The sequence below is a fragment of the Sulfolobales archaeon genome (genome assembly GCA_038897115.1).
Taxonomy (GTDB): domain Archaea; phylum Thermoproteota; class Thermoprotei_A; order Sulfolobales; family AG1; genus AG1.
Genome location: JAWAXC010000001.1, coordinates 1 through 25,390 on the forward strand (window position 1 = coordinate 1; position 25,390 = coordinate 25,390).

26 protein-coding genes are annotated in these 25,390 nt (G+C 41.4%); 18 read left to right on the forward strand and 8 right to left on the reverse strand.

Annotated features, from left to right (window positions below):
* A partial coding sequence (locus QXE01_00005) for an ATP-binding protein (protein ID MEM4969614.1) occupies nucleotides 1-825 on the reverse strand: 825 nt, incomplete at its 3' end.
* A 248-nt stretch (nucleotides 826-1,073) separates the two neighbouring features.
* Here QXE01_00005 and QXE01_00010 point away from each other — a divergent pair.
* From QXE01_00010 to QXE01_00050, 9 genes are all read left to right on the forward strand, one after another.
* Nucleotides 1,074-1,319: an AbrB/MazE/SpoVT family DNA-binding domain-containing protein gene (locus QXE01_00010; GenBank protein MEM4969615.1), complete on the forward strand. Its 246-nt coding sequence runs from the start codon at nucleotides 1,074-1,076 to the stop codon at nucleotides 1,317-1,319.
* A 197-nt stretch (nucleotides 1,320-1,516) separates the two neighbouring features.
* Nucleotides 1,517-2,896, forward strand: a complete 1,380-nt coding sequence (locus QXE01_00015) for an ABC transporter substrate-binding protein (protein MEM4969616.1) — start codon at nucleotides 1,517-1,519, stop codon at nucleotides 2,894-2,896.
* Nucleotides 2,897-3,036: 140 nt separating this feature from the next.
* Nucleotides 3,037-3,780: an SDR family NAD(P)-dependent oxidoreductase gene (locus tag QXE01_00020; GenBank protein ID MEM4969617.1), complete on the forward strand. Its 744-nt coding sequence runs from the start codon at nucleotides 3,037-3,039 to the stop codon at nucleotides 3,778-3,780.
* A gap of 24 nt (nucleotides 3,781-3,804) precedes the next feature.
* Nucleotides 3,805-4,668: a branched-chain amino acid ABC transporter permease gene (locus QXE01_00025; protein ID MEM4969618.1), complete on the forward strand. Its 864-nt coding sequence runs from the start codon at nucleotides 3,805-3,807 to the stop codon at nucleotides 4,666-4,668.
* A gap of 4 nt (nucleotides 4,669-4,672) precedes the next feature.
* Entirely contained in the window at nucleotides 4,673-5,659 is a 987-nt protein-coding gene (locus QXE01_00030; protein ID MEM4969619.1) for a branched-chain amino acid ABC transporter permease, read from the forward strand.
* A 17-nt stretch (nucleotides 5,660-5,676) separates the two neighbouring features.
* A complete protein-coding gene (locus tag QXE01_00035; GenBank protein ID MEM4969620.1) occupies nucleotides 5,677-6,405 on the forward strand; it encodes an ABC transporter ATP-binding protein in 729 nt (242 codons plus the stop codon).
* Nucleotides 6,392-7,102, forward strand: coding sequence for an ABC transporter ATP-binding protein (locus QXE01_00040; GenBank protein MEM4969621.1), 711 nt, complete (start codon nucleotides 6,392-6,394; stop codon nucleotides 7,100-7,102). The genes QXE01_00035 and QXE01_00040 overlap by 14 nt, the downstream gene beginning before the upstream one ends.
* A 57-nt stretch (nucleotides 7,103-7,159) precedes the next feature.
* On the forward strand, nucleotides 7,160-8,848 hold the full coding sequence (locus QXE01_00045) for a thiamine pyrophosphate-binding protein (protein MEM4969622.1): 1,689 nt from the start codon (nucleotides 7,160-7,162) through the stop codon (nucleotides 8,846-8,848).
* 61 nt (nucleotides 8,849-8,909) lie between these two features.
* Nucleotides 8,910-9,821 (forward strand): NAD(P)-dependent oxidoreductase, encoded by a 912-nt coding sequence (locus QXE01_00050; GenBank protein MEM4969623.1) that lies wholly within the window; start codon nucleotides 8,910-8,912, stop codon nucleotides 9,819-9,821.
* A 22-nt stretch (nucleotides 9,822-9,843) separates the two neighbouring features.
* Here QXE01_00050 and QXE01_00055 read toward each other — a convergent pair whose 3' ends face one another.
* Complete coding sequence (locus QXE01_00055) at nucleotides 9,844-11,244, reverse strand: ABC transporter substrate-binding protein (protein ID MEM4969624.1); 1,401 nt, start codon at nucleotides 11,242-11,244, stop codon at nucleotides 9,844-9,846.
* 296 nt (nucleotides 11,245-11,540) lie between these two features.
* On the opposite strand from QXE01_00055, the gene QXE01_00060 reads away from it, so the two are divergent.
* A complete protein-coding gene (locus tag QXE01_00060) occupies nucleotides 11,541-12,635 on the forward strand; it encodes an ABC transporter ATP-binding protein (protein MEM4969625.1) in 1,095 nt (364 codons plus the stop codon).
* A gap of 339 nt (nucleotides 12,636-12,974) precedes the next feature.
* Nucleotides 12,975-13,973, forward strand: a complete 999-nt coding sequence (gene dph2 / locus QXE01_00065; protein MEM4969626.1) for a diphthamide biosynthesis enzyme Dph2 — start codon at nucleotides 12,975-12,977, stop codon at nucleotides 13,971-13,973.
* A 7-nt stretch (nucleotides 13,974-13,980) separates the two neighbouring features.
* On the opposite strand, the gene QXE01_00070 is transcribed toward dph2, so the two are convergent.
* Nucleotides 13,981-14,181: a hypothetical protein gene (locus tag QXE01_00070; GenBank protein ID MEM4969627.1), complete on the reverse strand. Its 201-nt coding sequence runs from the start codon at nucleotides 14,179-14,181 to the stop codon at nucleotides 13,981-13,983.
* 813 nt (nucleotides 14,182-14,994) lie between these two features.
* Between QXE01_00070 and QXE01_00075 the strand changes: the two genes are divergently transcribed.
* Nucleotides 14,995-15,129, forward strand: coding sequence for a hypothetical protein (locus QXE01_00075; protein ID MEM4969628.1), 135 nt, complete (start codon nucleotides 14,995-14,997; stop codon nucleotides 15,127-15,129).
* Between the two features lie 230 nt (nucleotides 15,130-15,359).
* Here QXE01_00075 and QXE01_00080 read toward each other — a convergent pair whose 3' ends face one another.
* From QXE01_00080 to QXE01_00100, 5 genes are all read right to left on the reverse strand, one after another.
* Nucleotides 15,360-15,698: a hypothetical protein gene (locus QXE01_00080; GenBank protein ID MEM4969629.1), complete on the reverse strand. Its 339-nt coding sequence runs from the start codon at nucleotides 15,696-15,698 to the stop codon at nucleotides 15,360-15,362.
* A gap of 622 nt (nucleotides 15,699-16,320) precedes the next feature.
* Nucleotides 16,321-16,767 (reverse strand): PIN domain-containing protein, encoded by a 447-nt coding sequence (locus tag QXE01_00085; GenBank protein ID MEM4969630.1) that lies wholly within the window; start codon nucleotides 16,765-16,767, stop codon nucleotides 16,321-16,323.
* On the reverse strand, nucleotides 16,764-16,961 hold the full coding sequence (locus tag QXE01_00090; protein ID MEM4969631.1) for an antitoxin family protein: 198 nt from the start codon (nucleotides 16,959-16,961) through the stop codon (nucleotides 16,764-16,766). Before QXE01_00090 ends, QXE01_00085 begins: the two co-directional genes overlap by 4 nt.
* Nucleotides 16,962-17,368: 407 nt before the next feature.
* Complete coding sequence (locus tag QXE01_00095) at nucleotides 17,369-17,578, reverse strand: hypothetical protein (GenBank protein ID MEM4969632.1); 210 nt, start codon at nucleotides 17,576-17,578, stop codon at nucleotides 17,369-17,371.
* A gap of 181 nt (nucleotides 17,579-17,759) precedes the next feature.
* A complete protein-coding gene (locus tag QXE01_00100; GenBank protein MEM4969633.1) occupies nucleotides 17,760-18,245 on the reverse strand; it encodes a PaREP1 family protein in 486 nt (161 codons plus the stop codon).
* Nucleotides 18,246-18,870: 625 nt separating this feature from the next.
* Between QXE01_00100 and QXE01_00105 the strand changes: the two genes are divergently transcribed.
* The 6 genes from QXE01_00105 to QXE01_00130 all read left to right on the forward strand — a co-directional run bounded on the left by QXE01_00105 (nucleotide 18,871) and on the right by QXE01_00130 (nucleotide 25,390).
* Entirely contained in the window at nucleotides 18,871-19,983 is a 1,113-nt protein-coding gene (locus QXE01_00105; protein ID MEM4969634.1) for a M42 family metallopeptidase, read from the forward strand.
* Nucleotides 19,984-20,130: 147 nt separating this feature from the next.
* The gene (locus QXE01_00110; protein MEM4969635.1) at nucleotides 20,131-20,481 is read left to right on the forward strand and encodes a hypothetical protein; all 351 of its coding nucleotides are present in this window, start codon (nucleotides 20,131-20,133) and stop codon (nucleotides 20,479-20,481) included.
* A 234-nt stretch (nucleotides 20,482-20,715) separates the two neighbouring features.
* Complete coding sequence (locus QXE01_00115; protein ID MEM4969636.1) at nucleotides 20,716-21,471, forward strand: phosphoribosyltransferase family protein; 756 nt, start codon at nucleotides 20,716-20,718, stop codon at nucleotides 21,469-21,471.
* A gap of 93 nt (nucleotides 21,472-21,564) precedes the next feature.
* A complete protein-coding gene (locus QXE01_00120) occupies nucleotides 21,565-22,866 on the forward strand; it encodes a BMP family ABC transporter substrate-binding protein (GenBank protein MEM4969637.1) in 1,302 nt (433 codons plus the stop codon).
* A gap of 10 nt (nucleotides 22,867-22,876) precedes the next feature.
* Entirely contained in the window at nucleotides 22,877-24,382 is a 1,506-nt protein-coding gene (locus tag QXE01_00125) for an ABC transporter ATP-binding protein (protein ID MEM4969638.1), read from the forward strand.
* Between the two features lie 15 nt (nucleotides 24,383-24,397).
* A complete protein-coding gene (locus tag QXE01_00130; protein ID MEM4969639.1) occupies nucleotides 24,398-25,390 on the forward strand; it encodes a hypothetical protein in 993 nt (330 codons plus the stop codon).

The following is a 25,390-nucleotide window of genomic DNA, read 5'->3' on the forward strand; positions in this document are numbered from 1 at the left end:
CCCCTCCCTGCTTAGAAGAACATCAGGATCTTCTACAGCCCGCTTCAACAAATCCCTCCCACTAGCATCGAGTGAGGCGATGAAAACATCTATCTTCTTCTCATTAATCACACCCTTCAACACCCTCTCCACATCCCAACCCACTCTATAGAGCTCTGCCAACAACTTAGGATTACCCCCAGTGATCCTCCATATATCATCGAAGAGAGGCTTCACTCCAGGCAGCTGATCATATAGATGTTTAAAACCCTCCCTAGACATATTCCATATAGGAAGGATATCAGCCCATCTATGCCTACCAATCTCATTCCTAGAAACCCCCTCGCTAGTAGCAACCACAGCAACGATCACATCATAACTACTTGGAGGATACTCGATAAGACCGAGTAACCCCTTAACATAGATAGAGGCTCTATCCAGCCCAATGGCTTGGAATACATCATCGGCTAGGATGGCTAGCTTTTTCCTCCCAGCTTTTATCAGCTCTTTGGCAGCATCTATAACAGCCCATGCAACCCTTCCCCAAGTATCCTCAGTAGCTCCTTTAACTATTTCGAGCAATCTATTCTTAACATCCTTAACACCGATCTCGGCGTAGAATTCCCTCTCAACAGGGTTTACATAGATTACATCGAAACCCAGCTCCCTTAACAATTCAGCACTCTGCTTAAGCCAAGCCGTTTTCCCACAGCCCTCCGGGCCATATACTACTTGGACATTGATCATGCCCTTCTCAGCCCACTCCACAACCCTCTTCAGAGCCTGATCTCTATTCATAAATTCAATTTCCAGCTTGTCTATGAACCTAAGCTTTATTCTTTTCATATCTTAATTACCTCCTAACAGCTTCTCTGTATAAAGGCTCTTATTGAGCTATATATATGCTTGTTTTCGACTTTACATCTTCTTATTCTTGAGCGTTAATTATTCTAATATAGGGAAGATTCAAGGAGAGAGCTATGTTAAGTTTTCTTTTTGAGATTAATTTAGTGAATCGGTTTAGTTCCATAAATGATTAAGCTTATTAATCTGTCTTAGCCTTTTATCAGTGGTATAGATTATGGGTATAAATTATGAGTGATACGATGGTTTTTGAGGCTAAGGTTAGTAGGAAGAGACTTCTAGCCATTCCCAAGCCTGCGGCTGAGAGACTAGGTATTAGGGAGGGTTCTAGGGTGAAAATATATGTTGAGAGAGATAGGATGATTATAGAGCCTATCAGAGATGCTATATGGTATGCCCTTTATGGACCTAAGATAGGGTATATAGGCTTTAAAGATCTTGAAGAGGAGAGCCTACGTAAGCAGAAAAGATCGTGAATGCCGCTTAATCCATCCCAGATAAAGCCCTTTAGTCAACAAATCTACAAATGGATGAAGAAGATGTCTATTTATAAGTGATTTGGGATTTTAAAAGAATTATAGTAGTAACTATTGAATAAACTGATATCTTAATAAATGAGCTTAAGTAATACTTATAAGCTTTGTGACTTTAAATATGAGAGGGTGGGGATTTTATGTTAAAAGGCATTACTAGGAATATCATGATTATATCTATTGTTGTTGTTATTGTTATTGCTGCTGTTGGTGGGTATCTATATTATCTCTCAACACAGAGACCTGTACAAGTTGGGGAAATCAAGATCGGACTTCTATTCCCACTAACAGGTTCAATGGCCCCCCTAGGGATTGATGAATTGACGGGTGCTAGAATAGCTATAGATCTGATAAATGAGCGTGGAGGCATACTAGGAAAATACAAAATAAACTATGTTATAGCCGACTGCAAAAGTGATCCAAAGGTAGCTGCCTCCGAAGCTGAAAGGCTTATAACTATTGAGAAAGTTCCTATAATAATTGGTACATATGCTAGCCCCTTAGCTTTAGCTGCAACAGAGGTTGCTGCAAGATATCCTAAGGATGTTGTGTATTTAGAAATAAGTGCTATCACAGATTCACTTACACTTAGGAATTTCTCTAATATACTCAGAAATATGCCGATAGCAGCCGATTATGCGATAGTAACTGCAATGTTCTTGAAAGATGTTGTAGCTCCTAAGCTTGGTAAAACCCCCAGAGATGTTAGCGTAGCAATAATCTATGAAGATGGCCCCTATGGGACAAGTGTAGCAGCTGGTCTTGAGAAGATGCTGAGAGCCTTTGGCTTTAACATAGTTCTTAAGGAAGCATATTCCGCATCAACCACAGATCTTTCCCCACTTATATTAAAGCTTAAGGGAGCGAATCCCGAGGTAATAGCGGCTGCCGGATACTATACAGATACTGTTTTGTTCTTTAGACAGGCAAAGGAGCTGGGGCTTAAGTTTAAGGTTTTAATAGGACATGCAGCAGGCCATAGCCTTCCAGCCACATATGAAGCTGTTGGAAAAGATATGGACTATATATTTGTTACAGATGCGCCTCCTCCCCTGCCTAGATTTAATGCAAGCGCTGTTAGGGCTGATCTACGTCCTCTCATGGAGGAATTTGTGAAAAGGTTTGAAAAAGAAAGAGGCTATAAGCCGGGTGTTCATGCAAACCTCGGCTTCGCCAATGTTCTACCACTATTAACAGATATTCTGCCCCGTGTTATAGAGAGATTTGGGAAAGTTGATGCTGAAAGTATCTTAAAGGTAATTTATGAGATCGATATCCCCGATGGTGGAACGCCAATGGGTTATGGGTTGAAGTTCGCATCACCAGCTAATCCTAGCGATACGGTGCTTGGCCAAATTTGGAGAGCTGATCAACCCCAGAAACATATAGGACAGAATATAAGGGCTAAGCCGGTAGTACTACAATGGATCGATGGCGTTACCTATGTTGTATATCCTAGAGAATATGCTGTTAGAGAACCCATAATACCTCTTCCGCCATCTAGTCCTTATGCAAAATGATCTAGCCCATGATCTTTATATGTTTCTAGAAAGACCTACCTAATATGCTAGAAGAGATTAATGGAATCAAAGCTAATAGCGATTTAATTATATTATCATAAGATATAAGAATTTTTATATATACATTATTGGCGAGGATCTTGAGATTAAGTGGGAAAGTATGTATCGTTACAGGTGCTGCCAGGGGTATTGGAAGAGCAATTGCATTAAGACTTGCTAGGGAAGGTGCTTCTCTAGCGCTTATAGATATACTCGGTGATGAGCTATTAAAGACCTCTGATGAGGTTAAATCTATATCTCCCCATGTCTTACCCATTAAGGCTGATGTATCTTCTCCGATGGAGGTGAAGATAGCTGTTGAGAAGATCCTTAGCTTCTTCGGTAAAGTGGATGTTTTGGTGAATAATGCTGGTATATTTTCCTCAGCAAATCTAGAGGATCTGAGTGATGAGCTCTTTGAAAAGGTTATGAGTGTTAATCTCAAGTCAGCTATTCTCTTATCCCAACAGGTTGTTCCACATATGATTAGGCAGGGTGGAGGGAGGATAATTAATATGGCATCCACTGCAGGTATATCTGGAGGATATTATGCTGGGATCGACTATTCTATATCTAAGGCTGGGATAATAGCTCTGACAAAGGCACTAGCTAGGAGGCTTGCTAAATATAGGATTACTGTTAATGCTGTAGCGCCGGGAATTATAGATACCCCGATGACCCAGCAATGGCCAGAGAGAATAAGAGAGGAGCTTTTAAAAAGAATTCCTCTTGGGAGATTCGGGAGGCCGGAAGATGTAGCCGGTGTAGTGGTGTTCTTAGCGTCGGAAGATGCTGACTATATAACTGGTCAGGTAATAATAGTGGATGGCGGTTTACTACTATGATGAAGCTAGGCTTGGGTGTCTCAAATGTCGGTGATTGAACAGGCTATAGTTAATGGAATACTCCAAGGAGGGATCTATGCCGTAATAGCTGTAGGTATAAATCTGATCTATGGGGTCCTCAAGATCATAAACTTCGCCCACGGGGAATTCATAGCACTATCTATGTATCTAACATTCTGGCTCACAACACTTTATAGCCTCAACCTAGCCCTCACCGGAGTAATTGTTCTCCTGATAATGACTATCTTTGGATATATCATAGTAAGATTTTTAATAGAACCAATACTTAAGGATCCCGAGCTAAACCAGTTACTAATAACGTTTGCACTTTCGATAATCCTCCAAAACATATTTCTACTACTATGGGGCGCGGATTTCAGGTCAATCCGTGTTGAGTCATTTTCTTATAACATCGGAGGAGTATCGATCCCACATTACAAGCTAATGGCATTTTTTGGGGCAGTGGCATCAACCTTATTACTTTATATAATACTTATGAGAACCAAGCTGGGCATATGGATAAGGGCAGTGGCACAGGATCCCATTACCTCTCAGGCTCTCGGTATAAACTCAAAAGCTATTAGGGCTATTGTGTTCATAATAGGAACAGTATTGGCTGGGCTTGCTGGTCTCTTAATCACCCCAATTTATTATATATATCCAACAGTAGGGCTGCCATTCGGTTTAATGGCATGGGTCATAATGGTTCTTGGTGGACTTGGCAGTATGACTGGGGCATTGATAGCAGGCTTCATCGTAGGGCTGTTTGAGTCTCTAATAGCAACCTTCTATAATGTAGAGCTTGCGAGAGCATTTATATTCGTAATTTTCATAGCAACTCTTGCGATAAGACCAACAGGCCTGTTAGGTGGGAGGGCTAGGGTGTGATGCTATGAGCAATACATATAAGCCTGTGAGGTTAATGCTAGCTATAGCTTCTATTCTGATGATTATCCCATGGATGCCTCTGAATCCATATATACATCATGTAACGATATTAATACTTTTATTTGCATACCTAGCCACAGCATGGAACATGCTAGGAGGATATGCTGGCCAGGTATCTCTTGGACATGCAGCATTCTTCGGATTAGGAGCATATTTTACATATTTCTTTTTAAAATGGTTCAACATAACACCCCTAGTAGGTATGTTCATGGCATCAGCTGTATCTGTGGCTGCGGCAGCGGCAATAGGTGTTGTTGCCTTTAGATTTGGTTTGAGGGGTGTATATTTTGTGCTAGCAACGTTAGCCTTTGCAGAGATCCTGAGGGAGCTATTTATAGCATTTAGAGAAATAACAGGCGGCTCCCTAGGAGTCTCATATCCAGTTATAGGCTATAGCCCCCTCTATTTTCAATTTCCAGAAAGATGGCCTTATTACTACTTTATCCTCTCCCTATGGATAATTACTATCCTGACTATGTATATATTAAGAGGTTTCTTTACAAAGTTAGTGGCAATTAGGGAGAATGAGGAGGTAGCGGCGAGCATAGGTATAGATGTTCCTCGATACAAGTTAATAGCCCTCTTACTGAGTAGCTTCTTCACAAGCCTCGGTGGAGCCTTCTATCTTCAGTACTATAGGTATATAGATCCTAACACAGTATTTGGTCTTGAGCTGTCGATCGACATTGCGGTTATGGCTATATTCGGTGGAATGTACAGCATTTGGGGACCATCTATTGGAGCATTGATCCTGGTTCCGACATCGGAGATCTTAAGAATAACCCTTGGGGGTGGGTATTATGGGGCCTATCTTATTATATATGGGATGCTCCTTATATTGATTCTTAAACTAATGCCACGAGGGATCTATGATAAGCTATATAAAATAATATATGAAAGAACTAAGGTTAAAAAAGAAATAGTAAGATAATGTTATGGGTGATATAGATGAGTAGCAAATACATATTAAGGCTTATCAACATAAGTAAAAGATTTGGAGGAATAGTTGCGCTAAAAGATGTAAATATAGATATATATAGAGGCGAGGTCCTAGGGCTTATAGGGCCTAATGGTGCTGGCAAAACAACCCTTATAAATATAATTTCTGGTATGTACTATCCAGATTCTGGGAAGGTTTATTTTGAAGAGATAGATATAACAAAGATGCCTCCATATAAAAGGAAGGGTATTGCGAGAACTTTTCAGACAACTAAAGCATTTGAGGGCCTATCTGTTCTTGATAATGTAAAAATAGCTTCTTATGTTACAACAGGTGATTTAGATGAGGCTGAGGCAGAGGCTAGGGATATCCTAACTAAGCTGGGGCTTAGGGAGAGGATATATAGCCTTGCAAAAGATCTAAATGTGTTAGAAAGAAAGAGACTCGAGCTTGCCAGGGCTTTAGCACTGAAGCCTAGGCTTCTCTTGCTAGATGAGGTAATGGCTGGGCTGAAGCCTTATGAGGCTGATGAGATTATTGAGATATTGAAGAGGCTTAATGAGGAGGGTATAACTATGATTGTTGTTGAGCATGTTATAAGAACAATCACTAAGCTATGTTCCAGGATAGTAGTTCTAGATCATGGGGAGAAGATAGCTGAAGGTAGTCCAGAGGAGATCATCAGAGATCCTAGGGTGGTTAAAGCCTACCTAGGTGAGACATATGCCCCTACTTGATGTAAGGGGTGTAGAAGCCCAATATGGCAGGATCAAGGTTCTATGGGGGGTTAGCCTCAGTGTGGGCGAGCATGAGAAAGTAGCACTAATAGGGCCTAATGGTGCTGGCAAAACAACCCTTATAAAAGCCATAATGGGTATCATAAAGCCCAGCTCCGGAAGTATATTTTATAATGGACAAGATATCACAGGGATGGATACATATAAAATAGCACGCTTAGGAATAGGTTATGTGCCAGAGGGTGGAATGATAATACCTCGCTTAACTGTATATGAGAATCTTATAGCAGCGATAACTACTAAAGAGGCTGAGAAGAAGAAAAATGATACACTAGATCTTATATATACATTATTTCCAATACTCAAGGAGAGAAGGGATCAGCTTGGCGGAACCCTAAGTGGGGGCGAGCAGAGAATGTTGGCAATAGCCAGAGCCCTCATGCTCAGGCCGAGATTACTCATCATAGACGAGCTCTCGCTAGGACTAGCACCAAAGATCATAAATACGATATATACCACTCTTGAACATCTTTATGAAAATGAGAAGCTAAGTATCCTTGTTACTGAGCAGTTTGTTGAAAAAGCCCTCAAATTCTCTCAGAGAGCTTATTTGATAGAAAAGGGTACAGTTGTTCTTCAAGGTGATTCGAGAGAGCTAATTAATAATGAATATATAAGAAAGGCATACATAGGTTAGCTTTCTAAGCGAAACAATTATAACGTTTTGAGATAGACTTTCTACGTGGGGATATATGTGAAGGTTGGCCATGTAATTGTCAAGATTTTAGAGAAGCACGGTGTTAAGAACTTCTTTGGGGTTCCAGGTCACCATAATCTTCCTCTTTATGAGGCCATTCATGATTACTCATTACAACATGTATTATTTCATGAAGAAACAAATGCGGGCTTTGCCGCAGATGGATATTCAAAGATCACAGGTTTAGGTGTTGTAGATGCAACCGCTGGTCCTGGAGCTCTCAGGCTAGTTCCAGCCATAGCTGAATCTTATTCGTCATCTACAGCCTTAGTGGCTATTGTGGGGGATGTTGATCTAAAATATGTCTACTCACATAAATATGGTAGATCTAATGTAGCGCAGCAAACAGATCAGCTAGCGATCTTCAAGCCAATAACGAAGGCGCAATATCTAGTGACCTCTCCTTATAATGTTGAAGATGTAGTTAGAAATGCTATCAAGGTAGCTATAAGTGGTAGACCAGGCCCTGTCTTAATAGATATCCCAGTTGATATATTCTGGGGCTCATACGAAGATCTTGTTATTAAGGATCAGAAGAGTGAGATCCCTGTTACGAGGTTCATACCAACAGACGAGGATCTCAGGAGAGCCGCTAATGAGATTAAGAATTCTAGAAAACCAGTACTCTTATGTGGAGGAGGGGTACATATAGCTAGGGCTTGGGATGAGGTGAGGATCTTAAGGGATGTATATAGAATACCTGTAGTAACTACCATATCTGGTAAAGGTTCTGTTGAAGAGACACACCCTCTTTCACTAGGTGTTATAGGTGATCTCGGAGGCTGGGAGCCTGCTGCTGAAGCCATTAATGAGAGCGATCTAGTGATTGTAGTTGGATCTAAGCTCCCACAATATGCTACATATAATTGGAAACTTCTAGAAGGTAAGAAAATAATCCACATAGATATAGACCCTGAAGAGATTGGGAGAAACTTTCCAGTAGTAGTAGGGCTTGTTGGGGATGCTAAGGAAACCCTTAAAAAACTAAATGATATGTTAGCAGGTTGGCAGGTAAGTGAGGAATGGGTTAAGCTGGTTTCTAAACTAAAAAGTCAATATCTAGAAATGATTAGCAAGGACTATATATTAAATGATATTAGAAGAGGTGTAAATCCTAAGAGAGTAATAGCTGTACTCAATAAAATCACAGATAGCGAAGATATATTAGTATCTGATGCATCAAGCTCCTCAGGTTGGACCGCTAAGTATTATATTGTGAAGAGAAGCGGTAGGGTATATATAGCCCCGAGAGGTTTCGCAGGGCTAGGATATAGTTTGCCAGCTGGGATAGGAGTATATGCTTCTGGAGCTATTAAGGGGAGGGTTATAGTTGTAAGCGGTGATGGAGGATTTGGATACTATGTATCAGAGCTCGAGACTCTAAAAAGAACTGGTTATCCCATTATGGTTATTGTTCTAAATGATAGCGCGCTTGGATGGATAAAGCTGGAGCAGGAGTATCTACAGGGGGGTAAAATTCTATCCTCAACATTCCTATTAACAGACTATGCTAGAATTGCTGAGAGCTATGGGATAAGGGGTTATCGTATTGAGAGGGAAAGTGAGTTAGAAGCTACGTTGAGAGAGGCCTACATGGTAAAGGAGCCTGTGGTAGTTGATATAGCCACAATAACGGATCCTAGCTTTAGCCACAGCCTATACGCGATCTCCAAGAAATATAGCTGAGCGGTTAAGTCATTACAACTTATTTAATATCCATGATCTTATTAGTTAATAGGTGAACCCCATGGTTGTCCTCATAACTGGAGGAGGTTTTATTGCTTCCCATCTAGCTAGGAGAATCCTAGATGAAGGTGAGGATATAGTGATATTAAGTAGGAGCAGATCTAAACTACTCGCAGATATAGAGGATAAAATAGCTTATGTGATTGGTGATATCTCGAGATGGGATATAGTTGCCTCTGTTATTAAGAAATACTCACCCGATTATATATATCATACCGCAGCCTTGTTAAGTGATGAGGCGAATAAGGATCCAGTAGCAGCATTTAGAGTGAATATAGAAGGTACCATGAATCTCTATGAGCTGGGGAGGCTACATGATGTGCGTATGATAATATTTATAAGCTCCCTAGCAATATTTTCCGGACCATCTATAGTTAATGATGATACCCCGAGGAACCCAGTAGAGCCTTATGGAATTTCTAAGCTTTTTGGCGAGCTCTGGGGTCGTTACTATGCTGAAAAATACGGGCTTGATGTGAGAGGGCTTAGGGGCACGTGGATCTTCGGCCCGGGAAGGAGTAAAGGTAGTACCGCGTTCTCAAGCCTTATAATTCAGAAACCTGCATTTGGCGAGCCAGTTACAGTTCCAGATCTAGAGGGTAACTGGATATATGTTAAAGATTTTGTTGATGCACTAATAACCCTCTCAAGATCAAAGGATCCGAAGAGGAGATTCTACCTTGTTGGAGGCTACAACCTAAGTGTAAGAGATGTAGCTAAAATAGTGAAGGAATATATACCTAATGCTCAAATAAACATTGTTCCTCCCGAGGGACCTGCAACCTTGTGGCCTAAAGCTGTGGATGATAGATATTTTAGAGAGGATTTTAATTGGAAACCTAAGTTCGATATTAGAGGAGCTATAGCTGATTTTATAGATGAGCTAAAGAAAAAACCAAATATATATAAATAAAAATAGTATGATAATAAAAATTTTAAGGCTTATAATACGGGCTGCTAGGAGGCAATGGTATAATAGGATCCATTACAGCCCACTCCTTAGGATACACCACATAGAGGCTTCCATTTATCCACTGCATAACAACGGGTCTAGCCCTTATATTCTGACCAATATGTTTTTCAGGAGACTCAGCCCTTCCAATCATACCCAGGACGGTATCGCTGGGGTTACTCGGTGTAGAGAATTTAAGCCCATAGCCCATTGGTGTACCACCATCTGGAATATCGATTTCCCAAGCAACCTTCAATATGCTATCAGGATCAACTTTTCCGTACTTTTCAATAACTCTGGGTAATATTTCCGTTAATAGCGGTATTGTATTGGCAAATCCCATATATGCATGGGTGAGAGGCTTATAACCCCTTTCTTTCTCAAACCTCTTCACAAACTCTTCGACAAGAGGTCTGAGATCTTCTCTAATAGCATTAATATTAAAGCCGGGGGGAGGAGGCGGAGTATCAACAGTAAATACGTAGTCCATATCTTTTCCAACTGCTTGATAAGTAGCGGGTAAACTGTGTCCGCCTCCGTGTCCTATAAAAACCTTAAACTTAAGCCCTAGCTCCTTTGCCTGTCTGAAAAACAGAACAGCATCTGTATAGTATCCAGTTGCAAGTATGACATCTGGTTCTGCTGCTTTGAGCTTTAATATTAATGGAGAGAGATCCGTTGAAGACGCAGAATATGCTTCCCTAAGAACAACGTTAAAGCCGAATTTTCTAACCATCTTCTCATTAGATGTAGCAACACTAGTTCCATAAGGCCCATCCTCATGTATTATCGCTACCTTTATCTGTGAAGGAGGTTTCCCAAGCTTTGGAGCCACTACATCTCGCAAGAAGAGCGCAGATACTATCCCAAGATCACCCCCTATCTCCTGGTTCCTAAGGATATATGTAAAGTTTCTCAGAGTTATAGAATCTGTTACAGCACCTACCTCCCAATATATGACCTTATATTTCTCTGTAACTTCTGTGGCGGCCAGGGCTAGTGGGCTGGCATATGATCCTATGATAATCTGAACCCTCTCCAATGTTGCTAGCCTTTCAGCTTCGGAGGCAGCTACCTTTGGATCACTTTTTGAGTCAGCTATAACATAGTTTATTTTGTATTTTCCTAGTATGCCTCCACGCTCATTTATCAGATCTATAGCTATTCTAGCACCCGTCATCTGATCTATTCCTAGGGGGGCCATTGAACCTGTTAGTGGGAATAGAAGTCCGATCTTGATTTCCCCAACTTGTACAGGTCTCTGTGTTGAGAGATAATATAGATACCCACCAACAGCAGCAATAACAATAACAACAACAATAGATATAATCATAATATTCTTGGCAATACCCCTAAACCTGTATACCGCATTACTAAGGAGCACCCTGTATCCCCAGCTATATTTTGTATTAAAAAGTTAATAAACTCTCTATAAGGACATTTATCTGTAACTATTGTTGATTAACCAATTAATTAGTTAATTAATAATAGTATGATCAGATCTACACTATAAATAAAATCTGCTAACTACTTCTCTTTATAATTGCTCATTAACTTTTTATTTGGATTTACAGCCGTTGACCGATTATAATAGAATCAGGGCTTTCGGGATAGATTTCTAAGATATCTTAACAGCTGGAGCATATAACTTTCTTAAATTTCTATATAGTTGGGAGCTATTTGGAAGAGGTTGTTTTGGAGAGGGTTAGCAAGGCATATAGAAGTGTTAAGGCTATGGATGATGTTAGCTTCGAGGTTGCCAGGGGATCTATCTTCGCTATTATAGGCCCTTCTGGTTGTGGGAAGACAACTACTCTTAGGGTGATTGCGGGGCTTGAGACCCCTGATTCTGGGAGGATCTATATTGGTGGGAGGGATGTCACATATGAGAAGCCGTATGAGAGGGGTGCGGTGATGGTTTTCCAGAACTATGCTCTCTGGCCTCATATGACTGTGTTTGATAATGTGGCGTATGGTCTTAAGATTAGGAGGAGAAGGCTTGGGCTTTCAAGGGCTGATATAGAGAGGAGGGTTAGGGAGGTTCTAGAGCTTGTGGGGTTGGCTGGGCTGGAGAATAGGTATCCCCACCAGCTTTCTGGGGGGCAGCAGCAGAGGGTTGCCCTTGCAAGGGCTCTTGCGGTGGAGCCAAGGGTTCTCCTCTTGGACGAGCCTCTAAGTAATCTAGATGCTAAGCTCAGGATTAGGATGAGGTCTGAGCTTAAGAGGATCCAGAGGGAGGCTGGGATAACAATGATCTATGTGACCCATGATCAGGAGGAGGCTATGAGCCTAGCAGATAGAATCGCTGTTATGAATGCTGGTAAGATACTCCAGATCGGAACCCCAGAGGAGATCTATAGAAGGCCTAGAAACCTATTCGTAGCACTATTCCTAGGCAGAACATCAGCAATAACAGGCAAATACATAGGGATGGATGGGAGATACGCGAGGATCTCAGTGGGTGGTCAGATATTAATTGGAACACCAATGGAGGATCTAGGCAGGGAGGAAGAGGCCGTAGCAGTGATAAGACCCGAGGATCTAGAGGTGGTTGATGATGCAGAGAACCAGCCATATATATTATATGGGAAGGTGGTGTTTACAATGTATCTAGGCCACTCGAGACAGGCTATAGTGGATCTAGGTGGGGGAGCAAGAATATCCATAGCTGTTAACCCTAGAAGAAGCCTTGGGGAGAGGGTTAAGATCCAGTACTCACCAGACGATATATTGATCTACAGGGTTGGTGAGTGGAGAAACCTACTCCAAGAATAGATCTATATAGTTTGATCCAATACTAGGGATAAGCTATAGAGGATTTTAAAAAGATAGATACATATAGAAGTATGATTTAAGAAGCGCTGACTATATTAACATCCCCTGAATATGAGGAATTCCTTTGACCATAAAGATCGATCTTCCTTGGCAACCCATCATAGATCCCTATAGATAGTTGGCCTAAACCAGAGGCTAGGTATCTATGGAGCCGAAACTCTAGGAGTTGGCTGAGAAGCATGGGAAACCATAGATCTACTCTATAGTGCTTCCCACATCTTTCTCAACAATATGTGCTGATAAGGTCTGAAGCGGAGAATCTTTTGGAGAAGTTGTTTCATGGTTGATATAGGCTATGATCTGGAGCTTGAGAGGGTGGTTGAGGAGGCTAGGAGGCTGGGTGCTAGGAGGATATTGGTTCAGATGCCTGATGGTCTTAAGCATCTAGCACCATATATTCTTGAGAGGCTTAGCAGGGATCTCGGTGGTGTCGAGATAGCCTTTTCAGCATCCCCTTCTTGGGGGGCGTGTGTTTTGGATGATGTTGAGGCTTTGGAGGGTGGCTACGATCTCTTGGTTCATATTGGGCATGTTGAGTACCCCTTTTACAGGCCTAGGCATAGGACTATCTTTATCCCAGCATATAGCACCCTGGAGATCCCTGATGATCTTGTTGAGAGGGCTGCGGAGATCCTATCTAGCAGGGGTGTTAAAAGGGTAGCTATATTCTCGACTATCCAGCATGCTAGGCAGGTTCCGAAGGTCTCTGAGATCCTGTCCAAGAGATTCGAGGTCGTGATCCACGGGGGAGGCCCCTCTATAGTTGGGTGTGACTATTCAAAGCCATACTCGATAAAGGGGGATGTTGATGGCTATGTAATAATCTCAGGAGGCGTCTTCCACGCCCTAGGCCTCGGCCTCGCAATCCCTGGGAAGCCTCTTGTAAAGATAGATCCCTATGAGGGTAAGGCTGTTGATATGACTCCAGAGGTTGAGAAGGTTCTGAGGAAGAGGCTCTACATGGTATACAGAGCTATGGATGCTAGGACATGGGTTTTGATAGATGGTGTGAAGGGGCAGAACAGGGCTTGGTATAGGAGATATCTTAGGGAGCTGATCGAGAGGAGGGGTGGAAGGGCTATAGAGTATATAGGATATGTGATCAATAGAGAGGTTCTTCTGAACATAGACAGCCCATCGATAGACGCCTATGTAATCCTAGCATGCCCCAGAATACCAACCGACGATCTCGATGACTTCCACAAACCAGTTCTAACACCAGCAGAGGCTAGGATGGCCCTCACAGGAAGGATCCACGAATATACACTCCCATGGTAGCAGAGTATTAACCCTCCTCCCTACACCCAGACTTCTCAGAGAAAACCCTCTCGATACAAGGTATTACCGCGTTGCCACAGTACTCCTTAAGCTTCTTCAAAACCCTATATATATACTCATCCCTAGTAAGATCGCCCCTAAGAGAATCTATCAGATCAGCAGTCTCCCTACTAACCCTTATATAGAGACTTCTATATCCCCTCGGCAAAGCCCACATTAATATAGAAAGCAAAGGGGTATAAAGATAACCGCATATCTCTAAAGATTCCTGCTACTCCCAGCTCTAGAAGGCAAGCCTTTAACCGAAGGAGATAGTTATCATAAAACCCACACATCAAGTTAATAGCCCCCCACTATATTAAAGATATGGTGCTGAACGCTCTATCCAGCGAGGGATGAGCGGAAAAACCCCGGCTGAGATGACTCCTCATTAAATAAGTCTTCTAAGCACCTCTATATCTCCTAATCTTATTAAATATATGGCTTTGAAAGGGCCCCTTTCAAACAAATGCATTTGAAAGAGAACCTTACATTGACCACCTATGGTGCTATAGTACCACCTCTCTATCTAGATATGGTTTCATATAAAGCCATTGCTAGGTTTAGCTTAATTTAAAAGGGTAATGTTGCTATATTGAAAGCCATCACTATAGATCTATGGTGATGCAGAGACCCCCTTTTAAATCGGCCATATAGCTTAATTATATTTAATGCTATATTGATAAAAAGGGCCCTTTCAAAGATAGATCCCTCGATGCTATGGTAAAATGTTTGAAAAACATTTTAAACCTTGAAAGGCTTTCACTATAATTTTATAGTGATGAATAGTAGCTTGAGAGAGGATCTATAGATAATTAATATATTTCTACATAGTTCGCCTTAAAGATAAACTCAATCCTCAGAGGATTATTAGACGGCGATAAGGTTATATGGAATCTCGATATATAATCTGCTATCTACAGAACAGCAGCTTGATAACCATATAACGCTGGAACTAGCAGACAGGTTATAAGAGGTAGCTATGAGGCTTAAGAAATATGTAGGGAAAAGGGCAAAGAAGAGTAGATTAAAGGGCTATGTAATAGAAACTCTAAGAGGGTCCGAGGTAGCTGAGAAGCGCTATAGAGAGACTGTGGAAGAAAAACATAGATCCTAGCTATCTTTAACCTTTTCACACCATAAAATTATAGTGCTGAGAAGCAAATCCCAATCTAGCCTCTAAACACACTAAGCTCTTTTAGAGCATTGCTGTCTGAAGCAGCATTTTAGGGTGAGAGTATAATGGCTAATAACACGGCAGAGATTATATCGAGAATGATATTTCCATTCGTAGGTGGTATATGTCGATTCCCCTAGGAGAGTAGCTGAGTTACGATGTTAAGGTGATTATTGTATAGTATTTTGAAGCATTTTGATGCAGTGCTCTCTCGCTGCCTTGGGGGATCCACCTGCCGGATCGCTTTCTATTGTTGTTAGCAGTCTAAGGCTTATGATCTCGGCTCTTTCGTTAACTATTAGGATGAGGGCTCTACATGATCCTCCTAGCTCTAGGTAGCAGAGCATAGCCTCACCCACTTCGAGAACCTCTGAGCAAAGCTCCCTCCCAGGCTGGCTAGACAGGATCTCATAGTGATCTATGATATATAGCCTTACAGATCCACCCTCTAGGATGAGGATCCTTGAGAGATCATCGAAATAGCTTCCAACAACCCTCAGCATAGCCATAGGAAATAACTTTTAAAGCCTATAAAAATCAGGGAAGGATTTAAAGACTTCTGAGCCCTCTTCAGCCAGGGCTGAAATCCATTAGACAAATGTTTAGTATTAGAGGCTAGAGGACTATACGTCTTTGCCGTTATTACCCTAATGGGCGGGCTTTCATTAGTCATCTCGCGTGGGGCTCTAAGTATTGGCTAGAAGGAAAGTCCGATCTCTATTAAAGCTAACTAGAGTAGTCAAGCTCGTATAAGTGTGGTTCATAGTGTTAGGAAAATTTTTTGAAACAAAAAGAAGAGGGATCTACAGAAAATCTGAGAGTAAGTAAAAAATATTCGTAAGAGAGCTTTTGATACATTGGGTCTTAAAAGCTCTTAGTCTCGGCTCCAGCATTGTTCCAATAGAACTTGATGTAAATAGTTAGCTCTGAAGATCATGAGGATTTTGTAGAGAAGAGAGATCTCAAGATATACAGTATAGATATAAATAGATATATAATAGCTCTGAGGGGGTTGGATACGATTTAACCATTAATGTTAGCTAATATAGTAAAGAGGTAAATATATGTTAGAACAGCAAATAAGTGTAAAATCCGCTTTTCAGTTTCGATGGCGATAATTTCTCTCGATAGTTAGGGTATAACCTTGAGCCAAGGCACCCTCTTAAAGTCTTCGTCAAACGATGCTAGCACGCCTATGTTTTTGTGTTTGCAGGTTAGAACTATTTGCGCATCGTTTGGTGCTAACTTGTAGAGCTTTATTGTATCTACTAATTCCTCTGGATCCTGATGATCTACTAGTATCTTTGCTTTGAAGTCTCTTATGAAGTCGTTGACTTTTTCTATTGCTTCCTCAGGGAATCCATGTTCCGCTATATGTCTCCGGAAAGAGTATTTTCCCTTAATACTGAATTTAATTTTAGCAATCTTAGCTCCTACGATATAGAGGAGTTCATTGTACACTATCATTGGGATAGCTATTCCTTCCACTATAGCATCTCGAATCACTTTTTCTGCTATACTGGTTAGCTCGGTTTCAAAAAGAAAATTATAGATTACATTCGTGTCAAGGCATATCATTGGACTTGAGCCTCCTCTTCAAGCTCTCTAAACTCCCGCACAGATGATTTTCCAAGGGCTCCTCTATACCTTCTAATCAGTTCATCTACATCCTCCTCCACTATAACCTTGTACTCCCTACCCTCTACGAGGTCAACCCTGTCTAATGGCTTCAACACACCCTTCTCATATCTAACTCTTATAACTCTAGACAATCTCCATACCCACATCATATATCGCCTTACGAGCCAATTAGTCTTTCCCCAATATGATATCCTGGGCTATCCCAAGTTCTGCTCACATCCATAGTGCTATTAGAAAGTGTACAGAAGATGTATAATTTGTCTGTGTCCGCTGATCTCCATAACTATATAATTAACCCTTGAGGCGTATACACAGAGCTATGTGAATCAACAGTACCCAATACTAAACTAAATTTTATATATGGCAATACTACATATTATGATACACGAAGACGTGATTATTGTGATCAGAATTAGCCAGGGAGTACAAAATATATCATAGGATACAAGAACGTGGATGTCTCTGAACAAGAATCATGCATGCTTGTTCACGAAAAATAGGTATGAAAATAGGATCTGCTTAATAAATAAAGCTAAGCTTAAAGAGGAAGATGATTTAGAAGATCTCTTGGAAAGATTAGCTGGGTTTCGCAGTTGAAAACCCCGTTCCTCGTAGTTGGATTTAGTTCGAGCTCCTTTAGGAAGCCCTCGGTAAAGAGGATCTCGATAGCCGTGGTGTCTTCAACGCCTCCATCCTTGAAAAGCACTACTATAGATTTAAGTTGGAGAATATCCTTCTCAGCTCTCATTAGATCCTTAAAAAGGATGTTGAGAAGCTTTGTCTAGGGATCTAGATAGGTTCCTCGAATCTTCCTTCGAGGCTTGATATTGCACCGATATGCTGAGATATTAGATAAATATATCCTCGGTAGGGGTGATATTATATTGAAATATAAGTGGAATTGATTGCTCAGATATAACTACGATCTACTATTTACTTTGAACCCTATTAATAGTGTTATGTATAGCAGTTACTAGTTTTTTAATTTCCTTTAAGGCGTCTTCCACATCCTCTCTCGTTGCTAGGCCTTCATAGAAGTTTTTATGCATGGAGTCAGCTTTTAGAAATGCAGTTCTAATCCATTCACCAAGTTCTTCTGCAACTTCGTTTTTATAGATCCATAGATCTTTATGGGATTCTAGTCTAAGGCTTCTCTTGATAAGGGCATGTGCTTTGATTGCGAGGGCACATGCTCCCCAGATCTTCTCTGAGGCCTGTCTCAGATCTCCTCTCTCCAGCTCTTTCTCGGCTTGTCTAATTAGATCGATCGAAGCTTCTATATATTCCCTACCCCTCTGCACCGGATCCTGGCTTTTAATGAGATGCTCTAGGATATACTCCTCAGGTGTTAAGCCGTGTTTCTCAGCCTCTCTTCTAAGCATTTCAGCAATCTTCTCTGGAATTATTAGAGACATAGGCTAGTCTCCAAATTACTTTATATATAGCACTAGTTATTTTTGAAACCTCATCATCTCCAATATATATAGGGCTTATAGCTAAAAGCTTGTCCGCGAAACAGGAGGAGATCGAATCATCGTGATATTAGAAGAGTATAGAATGTTATAAGATGGACGGGTATTCCTCATTGAGACAATAATCTATATAGGCGTTACTGGCTGATAAAGATAGAACTGGCTACTCCATATCAAGATCGATAGCTCCTTACTCTTATGGCTACATTTGTTGGGATCGGTTCCTCGCCGGGTTTTATTGTGTTTTATATCTATGCTCGCCCTCACACCCTCTATCCTCTCTCCATATAGCATATGGGAGCTGATCTCCTTTTGGAGATATGAGAAGCTTCGTCAAGCTATTCCCTCTCCACATTGCTCATAGAGATCATAGTGCTGCTTTCTAACTAAGCAGCTAGCCACAAAGTTTCTGAGCCTTGGGTTATGGGGATTTGATTAATATATAGTATATATATCTAATACCTGGAAGGACTAAGCATGGTTGATATTAACAGCTATAAACCAAGATAAGACTAAAACAGCGGTCTAAGGCTTATACTATTTGGAACCTTTTTATGTGGTGGTTGTTTTGGGGAGAGGTGGGCTTGATAAGGAGGAGATTTTCTCTCTTCTAAGGGCTATTACCGGCTATATATCGCCTTCTGGGTTTGAGGATGATTTGAGAGGCTATGTCAAGGATCTATTTTTGAGTGTTGCTGACGGTGTTCAGATAGATTCTATGGGGAATGTGATAGCTTTTAAGAAGGGCTCAAGGGGCGGTGGGAGGATCATGCTTGCAGCCCATATGGATGAGATTGGCTTGTTCATCTCTCATATAGATGATAAGGGTTTTCTCAGAGCCCTCCCTATCGGGGGTGTTTTTGAGAGGGCTCTGATCTATCAGAGGGTTTTGATTAGAACGAGGGATGGGAGGATCTATAGAGGTGTTATAGGCCTTAAGCCTCCGCATATAGCTAAGCCCGAGGAGGCTAGGCAGGTTCCCGAGCTTAGAGAGCTCTTCATAGACGTTGGTGCCTCCAGCAGATCGGAGGTCGAGAAGATGGGGATTAGAGTTGGCGATGTAGCTGTCTATGATAGAGAGCTTGTAAGGCTATCAAGCGATAGGGTGAGCGGCAAGGCCCTAGATGATAGGGTTGGCCTAGCAGCGCTTATAAAGACATTCGAACTTGTGGAGGATAACCAAGCAGATATATATGCTGTAGCAACTGTTCAAGAGGAGGTTGGATTGAAAGGGGCGAGGACAGCTGCTTATAGCATATCGCCAGACGCTGCTCTAGCAATTGATGTCACGATCGCTAGTGACTATCCAGGCGTTCCTGAGCATGAATGGTATTCCCAGCTTGGGAAGGGGCCGGCTATAAAGATAGCAGATGGGAGAGGAGCTACCGGGCTAATAGCAAACCAGGAGATCATTAACAAGCTAATCTCAATAGCAACAGAGCTAGGAATACCATATCAAGTCGAAGTAGCAGCAGGAGGCACCACAGATGCATCAGCCATACAGCTAAACAAGGAAGGAACACCATCGGGAGTCATATCAATACCAGCTAGATATATCCACTCACCCGTAGAGGTTATAGATCTCAACGACGTGATCAACACAATCAAGCTCGCCAAGGGCTTCTGCGAAAAATCAGAGCCCGAGTGGCTTTCAAAGCTCAAAGGCCTCAAAATAAAGTGACCATAGGGAAACATAGAAAGATATATCTATAGCCCTCTATAGCTCTGGATACCAACATTACAGAGATGATAGAAAGATAAGCCCATCTCGAATCGATATAGATCCATATACATTTAAGCCAAGATAACTACATACATTTAGATGTCTATGGCTGAGCATGCTACTACTGTGGGGTTGGATGTTATAGCCTCTATACTTGCTGAGTATGGTAAGAGGATTGTTGATAAGGCTTTGAGGGGTGAGAAGCTAAGTGATTGGGAAGTGGGCTTCTTGCTTATGGAGGCTACTAGAATGACGCTAGTGGCTAGGATGGAGGCTATTGAGAGGAGAATGGATCTTATTGAGAAGAGGATGGACATGCTTGAGAGGAGAATGGAGTCTCTCGAGAAAAGGGTTGAAGGTTTGGAGGCTGATGTGAAGCAGATGAGGGCTAGCATAGATAGCCTGAGAGATCTAATAATAAACAGACTCATAGACATAATAAGTAAGAGGCAATAAATATGTTATAAAACATATTATAATTTCTTTCACGTTGATGGGGTTTTCTATTTATTCTATCTTAAGGCTTGACAGGAATAGTGTTTTAAGAGCTGAGGATGGGCTATAGATGTGAAATCCCATGAGTCTAAAAATATATGAAAGATTTAATTCCTTATATTAATATATTAATAACAAGGCATTTAGAGTATAGGGTGTAGGAGCAAAGGAATGATTAATTAGGGATTAGCTCATATGCATATTGGTATATGTGATATGATTAGAGATGCTGGTGTTAATAAAGTTGAAAAGCTAAAATATAGGATACTAGCTGTTGAGGCTTTAAGAGCTGCCAGGAGAATGTTGTCTCTTTCGTATAGACAGCTTGCTAAGGAAATCAATATGGACGAAACTATTCTGGCCCGCTATTCCGCAGGTCTTTCAGTACCTAGTTATGAGCATGCTATTGAAATTTTGGAGGCTCTAAGAAGGGTTCTAGACCCAATTAAACTAGCTTTTTCAAGAGCTGGCGAGCTCAGAGGGTTTCTAGATCTGTCGCCTATATTATCAGATCCGTATATGTTAAAAATTCTAGCTATAGAATTTTATGAGAGATTCAGAGGTAGAAATATAAATAAAATATTAGTGCCCGAGGCATCAGGTATAACTCTTGCAACAGCTATCTCAATTATCTTCGAGGCTACATTGGTTATAGCTAGAAGAATTAAGGATAACCCGGCTATAGAGTATTATGAGGAATCCATTATAGAGCCACCTACAACTAGAAATATATTCTATGTACCCAAGGATAGTTTAAGGAGAGGAGATAGAGTTCTTATAGTAGATGACATAGTTCAAACAGGATTAACATTAGCTGTTATGAAGAGATTTATAGATAGAGTAGGCGCTAAGTTAGAAGGAGTCGCAGCCCTCGTAATCATAGGTGATGAGTGGAGGAAAAGGGTTAGTGTAGAAAATATAGAGGCTATAATGAGGATCTCTAAAGTATAATGTGTTGATGTGTACAAATCAATATACCCATTAAATATTGATTACATACCAATATTTAAACTGAATTAAAAATGCAAATATTGGGATCGTGTTATGGAGAGAAGAAGCTTTCTAAGGCTAGCTGGTATAGGCCTCGCAAGCCTCGCAATAGGCCTTGCAGGAGGCTATGCAATACGCAGTCCTCAGACTATTGAGAGACTCATCACAATAACATCTACGCAGCAAACCGCTAGAAAGGTAAAAACACTCTGGATCTATGTGGGCCCAGTCACAGATATAGGTTGGACAGCAGCACATAACGAGGGTAGAATATATGTCGAGAGAAGATTCAATGGCTTAGTAGAGACTAAGTTTATAGAGAAGGTTTCCGAGGCAGAGGCTAGGAAGGTAATAGAGGCTGAGCTGACAAGGGAAAAGTACGATGCCGTCTTCGCCACTAGCTATGGCTTTAAATATGCGGTTAAGGAGCTGGCCAGGGATTTTAAAGATATTAAATTCTATCACTGTAGTGGTGAGTTCGAGGAGTTCGAGGATCTCCCAAATGTAACTACATATTTTGCTGAATTCTACCAGCTCTATTATCTCAATGGAATCGCGGCAGGAGCTGTTACTGAAACATGTAAGGTAGGCTATGTACCAGCATTCTTAATACCAGAGGTGATTAGACATATAAATGCATTTGCATTAGGAGCTGTTTATGGGGCAAAGCTTATGAATAAATGTAAAGGTGGTGAGGGCCTTGAGATCTATGTTACATCTCCTCTAGGAGCATGGTTCAGCCCCGATGCCGCGGCTAATAGCGCTAGATACCTAATTGAAAGGCGTAACGTAGATGTCATAGCATATACTGAAGATACAACAGCTGTGTTAGATGTAGCTGAGTCTTACCAGGAGAGGGGTGTTAAGGTATATAGCTTCAGTCACTATAGCAATATGTATGAATATTATAGAAAGGCGGGTAAGAGTCTAAAATCCCATCTTACAGGGCAGATAGCTAATTGGGGCCCTATATATGAATATTTAATAGCTAGGCTAATAGCTAATGTGTTTATAAAAGAAGATATATGGGCTAGGATAGGAGATTTCACACAATTTAGGTGGAGGAGATCAGTGGGTAAGTCCACGGCTGGAAGTCCTGAAGGCGCAGTCTATCTAGCACCTCTGAACACCGAGGTGATACCCTCTAAAGCGTTGAATGAGATCAAGAAGCTCTATGAGGATATGAAGGAAATGATCTTCGAACCATTTTCAGGACCAATAAGGGGTTATAAGGTGAGCGCTGACGGCAAGCCTCAGGAGGAGCCCAAGATCAAGGTAGAGGCTGGTTCAAGGCTTGGCAGAAACGAGCTATGGTATATGGATTGGTTCTACGAGAAGATAATCTCACCAGCATAGGGACTAGGCCATGGATAATATTTTAGAGGCTAAGGGTATAAGTGTTATCTACCCCAATGGCGTTGTAGCGAACAATGATGTGAATCTAGAGGTGCATAGAGGCGAGGTTCTAGCGCTATTAGGTGAGAATGGGGCTGGCAAAACCACCTTCATCAAGGTTGTGGCGGGCCTTATCAAACCCCTCAAAGGTGAGATCCTGATTGATGGTGAGAGGTATAGTCCATCAAGCTATAGAGATGCCCTGAGACGCGGGATCTACATGGTTCCCCAGAACCCAAAACTCTTTGATGGCCTTACGGTTCTCGAGGACATAGTACTTACCTTGAGAACCGCTGGAAGGATTTCTGATAGAAGAGATGTTCTCACGAGGATCTCTGCTTTAAGTGAGAGGCTGGGGATCAAACTAGATCTGTCGCGTAAGTGTTGGACTCTTTCGATAGGTGAGAAGCAGAGGGTTGAAATACTTAAAGCACTATTACTCGATTCTAAACTCATAATGTTTGATGAACCTACAACCCATATGACACCTCACGAGTTTCTAGGTTTTCAAGAAATATTGAGAACCATTGTGGCTGAGGGTAGATCAGCGATCTTTGTAACACATAAAATACACGAGGCTCTAAAGACTGCTAATAGGATAGCCGTTATGAGAAGAGGTAAGGTAGTAGGGGTTCTAGATAAGGATAGAGCTGATAAGAGGCTCCTCGTTGAGCTTATGTTCGACAGTAATAGCTCTGCAGAATTTTCCCAACATCAGTTAGAGATCGAGGCATCTTTAGGCGAGGTTCTGCTTAAGGTTAAAGATCTATGGGTAAGGGACTACTATGGCCAGCTAGCTGTTAGAGGCGTTAGCTTTACAGTTAGAAGAGGTGAGGTGCTAGGAGTAGCAGGGGTTGCTGGCAATGGGCAATTGGAGCTTTTCGAGGCTATAGTTGGTTTGAGAAAACCAGCCAAGGGATCTATAATTCTTGATGGAGAGGATGTAACATCTAAGGGTCCTGAGTATAGGGTTAGGAAGGGTCTAGCTATTGTGCCTGAAGAGAGGCTTGGCTGGGGTCTTGTACAGGGTCTTTCCATAGCTGAGAATATAGCTTTCTCATTGCTATCTATTAATTCCATGTTTAAGGGGGTGTTAATTAACTGGGGACTAGTTAGAAGGGTATCTAAGGAGATAGTATCTATGGTGAATATTAAAAGTATAGGTATAGATATGCCTGTAGATACTCTCAGTGGAGGGAATATGCAGAAGCTTATGGTTGCTAGGGAGCTATATAAGAGGCCAAGGGTTTTAGTTGCTATGAATCCAACTGGCGGGCTTGATCTTAGCACGGCAGTCATCGTTAGGAATATGATTTTAGAAAATGCTAGAAACTCAGCTACACTTGTGATCTCCGAAGATCTGGAGGAGCTTCTCACGATATCAACCAGAATAGTTGTTTTGAGTAAAGGCTCTATTAAGGGCACCTATTCAAAACCATTTATTGTTGATAATATAATCAGAGCTATGGTTAATTAGTACTAGGGATATTGAATGTATATAGAGGAGAAGCTAAAGGCATTAGTAAGAGTCTCTCTAGGGCTTATAATAGGTTTTTCCATAGCGATAGCTTTAGGGGCCCTGAGCCCTATAGGATTAATAGGTATTATCAATGCCATAGCCTGGGTCTATACAAATCCAGCTCCTCTATTGCTAAGCCTAACTATCTTGGGTCCTATAGCATCCTCAGCCGTTGGCCTAACGCTAGCATATAGAGCTAGATTCATAACAGTAGGGGCTGAGGGTCAGGTCTTGCTAGGTGCGGCTATAACGCTCTGGTTTCTAGCATATTCAGGCTTAGATCTAGATCCCTTTGCAGCGATTCCAGCGTCAATGCTTCTTGCAGGACTCTCAGCAATGCTTCTCGGTGCTATACCAGCCGTGCTTAGAATATACTTTAATGCTAATGAGATACTTATTAGCTTAATGCTTAACTATATCGTATTATATATGATCAATCATATAGTCTCGGGTCCATGGAGAGTCGGGGCTTTTGCTATAACAAGGAGTATCGATACTAAATATAGAGTTGGAGCTGAAGTAATTTTAGCCTTATCGATTTTTATATCACTTATATGTTGGATCATTTTCTCAAGAACTAAGCTAGGCCTGATGATCGAAGTTTATGGCAGGGCCCCAAAGGCTGCTGAGACATATGGCTTAGATCCCAGAGTTATTATATATTTAACAGCCATAATATCATCATTAGTTGCAGGCATCGGAGGTTCGCTGATGATGTTAGGCTTTCAATATAGCTTATCCCCTATGAGTGTTACTCCAGGCTATGGATATATGGGGGTTCTAGCAGCTTGGTTCTCAGGAAACAACCCCATCGTAGCCCTCATAGCATCTTGGTTCTTCTCCTCAATCTTCGTCCTTGGCAGATCTCTACAGGCTAGTGGGCTCCCAATAGGATATGTGCTTGCAATACAATCAATAATTGTTCTATCTGTGCTAGCCTCTAAGAGAATATTCTTGAGGCGGTGA